Origin of the sequence: Lactococcus sp. EKM203L (assembly GCF_011800585.1) — a bacterium.
Classification (GTDB): domain Bacteria; phylum Bacillota; class Bacilli; order Lactobacillales; family Streptococcaceae; genus Lactococcus; species Lactococcus lactis.
In genome coordinates this window covers 1-4,493 of the sequence record NZ_JAALEQ010000028.1, presented here as the reverse complement: position 1 = coordinate 4,493, position 4,493 = coordinate 1, and the positions used below count along the sequence as shown (strand labels likewise).

Genomic DNA, 4,493 nt, shown 5'->3' with positions numbered 1-4,493 from the left:
ATCAAGGTATTATTGGAAATCCCAGCTTAAATCATAGATACCGTAAGGGATTTTATTCTTTATTTAAAACTTTGCAACAGAACCTATTTTTCTGTATCTAGTTATTCGATGATATCGAGGCTAATATGTCAGTCTTCCAAGCAGCCGCTGAAGCTATTAAATTATTGAAAGGAATCAGCCTTTTAAAAAGTCAACAAAGAAATTCTGCTTTAAATCATATTAGGGTATCACAAATACTTTACAAATATGTTTTGCGTCGCATCAAAAACCAGCAAATTAGACTTAGTATAGCAGAGATAATCAATACGGCTAAAACACCATAAGAAGACTTTTCAAACGGGACATGGACATTGATTCCCCAAAAGCCAAAAATAACTGCTGGAATAGTCAAAACAATTGATATCTCGGTTAGGGTTTTCATAATCATGTTTAGCTGATACGAAATCATATTGTTTATCATATCTTCCAAATTGTCCAAATATTGGCTGTAACCTAAAATGATTCTATCCATTGTATCACTTGTATCGTATAACTCATCAATTATTTTTTTAATACTAAAATCAATATCGTCAATAGTTGTGAAATTTTTTTTAATGAAATCAAGCGCTTTATGGTTAGCTTTATAAGTTGTTGACAAAGCTATCATGTATTTTTGAAGAGTCAATAAATCACCAAACGTTGGTCTGAGTGAACCGGACGTTGATATTTCTGAGTCTAAATCATCAATCTTTTCCTTGACTCCACGAAGGTCGTTAAGCATCACATAGAGATCTTTTTGCATGATCTTTAAAAGTACTTCCTCCACGAAATGATTGACATCACGTAAAACCATATTGGATAAGAGTTCGGGAATGAATTTTAATTTTTGTTTTGTAAAAATTATCAACTTATTTTTAAATACCAAGAAAACAACAGATGTCGTCAGATTATCTAGATGCTCACCTTCATGTACCTCGGGAAACAAAAAACTTACGAGCAAACTTTTTTCATCGTTCTGATCTATCATCGTGTCATATGCAACTTGATCATCAAACGTTAGTATATTGCCTATTTTAAAGTCGTATTTATGTTCATAAGATTCGATATATTCTCGTTCGTCACCATAAACATAAACAACAGAAGAATTTTTGATATTTGATTCTGACGAAACTAACAATGTATCTTTTGTTAAGGAATAAGTTTTCAGCATTGTAAGCCTCCTGCTTTATATTTTTCTCAAAAATAAATGCGTAATTGTTGTGGAATAAATACGTTATCAGTTTTAAAAACATTTTGTCTTATGTATGATAACCTGCCAAAAATTTTATCTCACACATTATCTAGACAATCTTGTCTCCAGCTTCTAATGTATTATCTAATTTATAATTATAGACCCTTTTTATTTTTTCATATACTTTTTTGGCTTGTAAAACACCTAAATTTGTATACTCTCTAATCTTTTTGATAACTACTACGTCTTTCTTATTTTCCAAAATCATAGCTTTAATAATCTGTTGTTCTTCATCCGTCATAGACCGAATTTCTGGTTCTGTAAGAACTTCAATTAAGTTATCACTAAAATTAGATGAAACAAGAAAAAGTATTGCTAAAATTAAAAAAATATCATCATCGGTAAAAAAGTAATAAACAATAAAAAATAATGTAATACCATATAATACCCAGTTTAAATATTTATAGTTCAAAAAATTTAAAAACTTCACTTTATCTCTCTTTTCTATTCAAAATATCAAACAAACATCTTTTGTAAAAAGCCTTTTTTCTGTTCTTTCAACAAATCTAACTTCCGTTGATGAAGAGCGATAGTGTCATCTAACTGTTTGAAGAACGAACCGATTCTTTGTTGTTCTTCAAATATTGGTAAATAAACTTTTATTTTTATAAAAATCTTTATGGTTTAAATCTGGAATTGTAGAAGTACCTGCTCGTATTAAGATTTCTTTTTGTATAGGTATTGATGTTAGTAAGAAATATAAAAATAATTTTGATATTTTTTTGGGATCATAATCTATCTTAAAAAAATTATTATGAAATGCTCCTTTTGTGTTAGTAACTACTTTCCCTGTGTTTCCTGTTCGTGTCATTAAAATATCATTTGTATTAGCGATTACATTTTTTGAAGGATTTTCAATATAATATTTTTTTGTATTGTTAGGATTTAAAAATTCATTAGTAATGTAAAATTCTTTATTTGGTCCAGCTTCTGTAAATCTATCAGATATAGCTATTTGTAGTCCCTGTGACAATTTAGTGAAGTCTGAAAACTTACGCTCTTCCCAATCATCCGTGAATCCTTTAAATCGCAATTCTGGAACTTTGTTTTTAACTGAATCATCTATTTTCGCCATAGTCCCCACCATTTTCTTGGTTTTTCTTGTTCTTCTATCCTTTTTTGGTCTTTGATTTGTTCCTGCAAATTTTCCAACTTCTCTTTAAGAGCGTTCACTTCATCTTTATATTGATTATCTAAGTGTTTGAATTCTGTTTCCTGTGTAGGCATTTTAAGAGCTTTGAGATTGTCATTCTCCGCCTTATATTCTTCTAGCAACTTTTTATCCTGCAAGGCTAGGCGTTGCTGTTGGTCTAAAAGATTTTGACTTTCTTTCAATCTTAATTCTAGTTCATGTATTATTGAATATAATTCTTTTTTATCTTTTACAACCATTTCTAAAATTTTGTTGGTTGTATCTCGGTTGTCGGTTGTATCTCGGTTGTTGGTTGTATCTCGGTTGTCGGTTGTATCTCGGTTGTCGGTTGTATCTCGGTTGTTGGTTGTATCTCGGTTGTTGGTTGTATCTCGGTTGTTGGTTGTATCTCGGTTAATTTCACTTTCCATTTCCTTTTTTATTTCAAGAGATATAAGATACTTACCATTAACTTTTTGCGGTTTTTTATTGCTTGGGAGTTTTTGTATTCTTTTTAAAACTGCTTGCTTTGATATTCCCCACTCGTCCGCCAGCTCTTTGATTGTTTTTAATTCTTCAATCATGATAAGTCCTGCCTTTTAACCGTTGGTAGGTATTGTTCAATGGCTTTTTTGAGATATTTAGCGACATTGCGTTTGGAATAGGCTTCTTGTTTGCTGGCAACATAAGACAAGTGGTCTTTCACGCCATTCAAGCCCCTTAGCTCTTTCAGTTCGTCATAAAGCGGATAAACATTTTTTTGTAAGCCTGCCATTGTGGAGGTGTCGGTCATTTCAAGAGGAGATAAAAGAAAGTTCTCAATCAATAACTTAGTATATGGGCTTTGTAATGCTTTTCCTGATAGTAACTGCTCGTTTTCCTCTTTAGCTTTTTTGTCGTCTTGGTAGACTTTATCTTCTAACTTATAGCTGTTATCGTCTGCTTGGCGTTTCTTTTCGATATGAAAGACAATGCTATCAATCGAACGCCCTGCTTTGATTTTGTCATAAGACACGTTAAAAGAGGTGTGAGCTTTAATTTCTTGAACTGCTGTTTTTAAAACTCTTTTTTCAAACATTGGGAAATTTTCATATATTTTTTTAGTATCTGTTATTTCTCGTAATTCTTTGACGGTGATTGAGGGATTGCGGTAACTTTCTACTTGGTTGACTCGCCGTCCGCCTTTGGCACTGTAATGCTCGTACTGGTTATAATTCATGGACAACCATTTATAGAGAATAATGCTGTACTTACTGTTTAAGTCTGCAAGGTCAGACAAAGCATATTGCGTAAATTTAGTTTTTAACTCAATCAAATAAGGCATAATCGACTTAGTAAAGGTCATAGAAATAATGTCATTATAATCATTCCATGTTGTTTCTTCTAAAGGACTAATTACTCGATACTCAAATTTATTTTTATGCTCGTTCATTTCTCGTATTTCAAAAACAGACTGTTGATGTAAGGTAGTTATGGCTTCTTTAAATCTACTGTGTTTGTTACTATCGTCCACCTTAAAAAAAGCAAAAAGTTCTGTTTTTGAAAGATAAACAGTATTATTTTTTGGGGGTTCTTCGGTATCAATACAAGACACGGCTAACTCAAAAATCTTTAAAGGGACTTTATCCATTTTGGCAACGCTGGTAATTAGGTCGTTATGCTCGACAATTTTTCGTTTCTCAATTTCTTTCAAAGAACACACTGTCCTTTCATTGTCTAGATAGTTGTTATAAGGGTATTTTTTTGTTATAATTTCCATGAGAAGTTGCTCCTTATGAGTAATTTTGGTTAAGCATAGAGAAACCTTTTTTGCGAGAGATTTTCTCTATGCTTTTATTATACCATAAACAATAACATTAACAAGTTTTTTGTTATTGTATACATAGTTTTTTGTTACTGTATACATAGTTTTTTGTTATTGTATACATAGTTTTTTGTTACTATTAAATTTTGTAACTCCTCACTACCACTGACTTTCTTTCCACGCAAAAGAATAAAAGATTAAAATATATATGATAAATTAATATAGGCTTCGCCTTTTTTTATTTTTTTCAAAAATTTAAAATCAAAAGTCAAAATCATCCCGTAAGC

At 31.2% G+C, this 4,493-nt stretch carries 6 protein-coding genes; all 6 read right to left on the bottom strand.

All coding sequences use genetic code 11. From position 1 onward, the window contains the following. Window positions 1-238 precede the first annotated feature (238 nt). The 6 genes from HFD15_RS13835 to HFD15_RS13810 all read right to left on the bottom strand — a co-directional run bounded on the left by HFD15_RS13835 (window position 239) and on the right by HFD15_RS13810 (window position 4,161). On the bottom strand, window positions 239-1,189 hold the full coding sequence (locus HFD15_RS13835; protein ID WP_167593799.1) for a magnesium transporter CorA family protein: 951 nt from the start codon (window positions 1,187-1,189) through the stop codon (window positions 239-241). Window positions 1,190-1,319: 130 nt separating this feature from the next. Continuing rightward, window positions 1,320-1,700, bottom strand: a complete 381-nt coding sequence (locus HFD15_RS13830; RefSeq protein ID WP_104858186.1) for a hypothetical protein — start codon at window positions 1,698-1,700, stop codon at window positions 1,320-1,322. 26 nt (window positions 1,701-1,726) lie between these two features. Then, window positions 1,727-1,834 carry a hypothetical protein gene (locus tag HFD15_RS14560; protein WP_232990237.1) on the bottom strand — a complete coding sequence of 36 codons (108 nt, stop codon included), beginning with the start codon at window positions 1,832-1,834 and terminating at the stop codon, window positions 1,727-1,729. 13 nt (window positions 1,835-1,847) lie between these two features. Continuing rightward, window positions 1,848-2,345 (bottom strand): restriction endonuclease subunit S, encoded by a 498-nt coding sequence (locus HFD15_RS13820; protein ID WP_181952289.1) that lies wholly within the window; start codon window positions 2,343-2,345, stop codon window positions 1,848-1,850. Then, entirely contained in the window at window positions 2,333-2,986 is a 654-nt protein-coding gene (locus HFD15_RS13815; RefSeq protein WP_167593797.1) for a hypothetical protein, read from the bottom strand. Before HFD15_RS13815 ends, HFD15_RS13820 begins: the two co-directional genes overlap by 13 nt. After that, a complete protein-coding gene (locus tag HFD15_RS13810) occupies window positions 2,983-4,161 on the bottom strand; it encodes a RepB family plasmid replication initiator protein (RefSeq protein ID WP_167593796.1) in 1,179 nt (392 codons plus the stop codon). Before HFD15_RS13810 ends, HFD15_RS13815 begins: the two co-directional genes overlap by 4 nt. Window positions 4,162-4,493 lie beyond the last annotated feature (332 nt).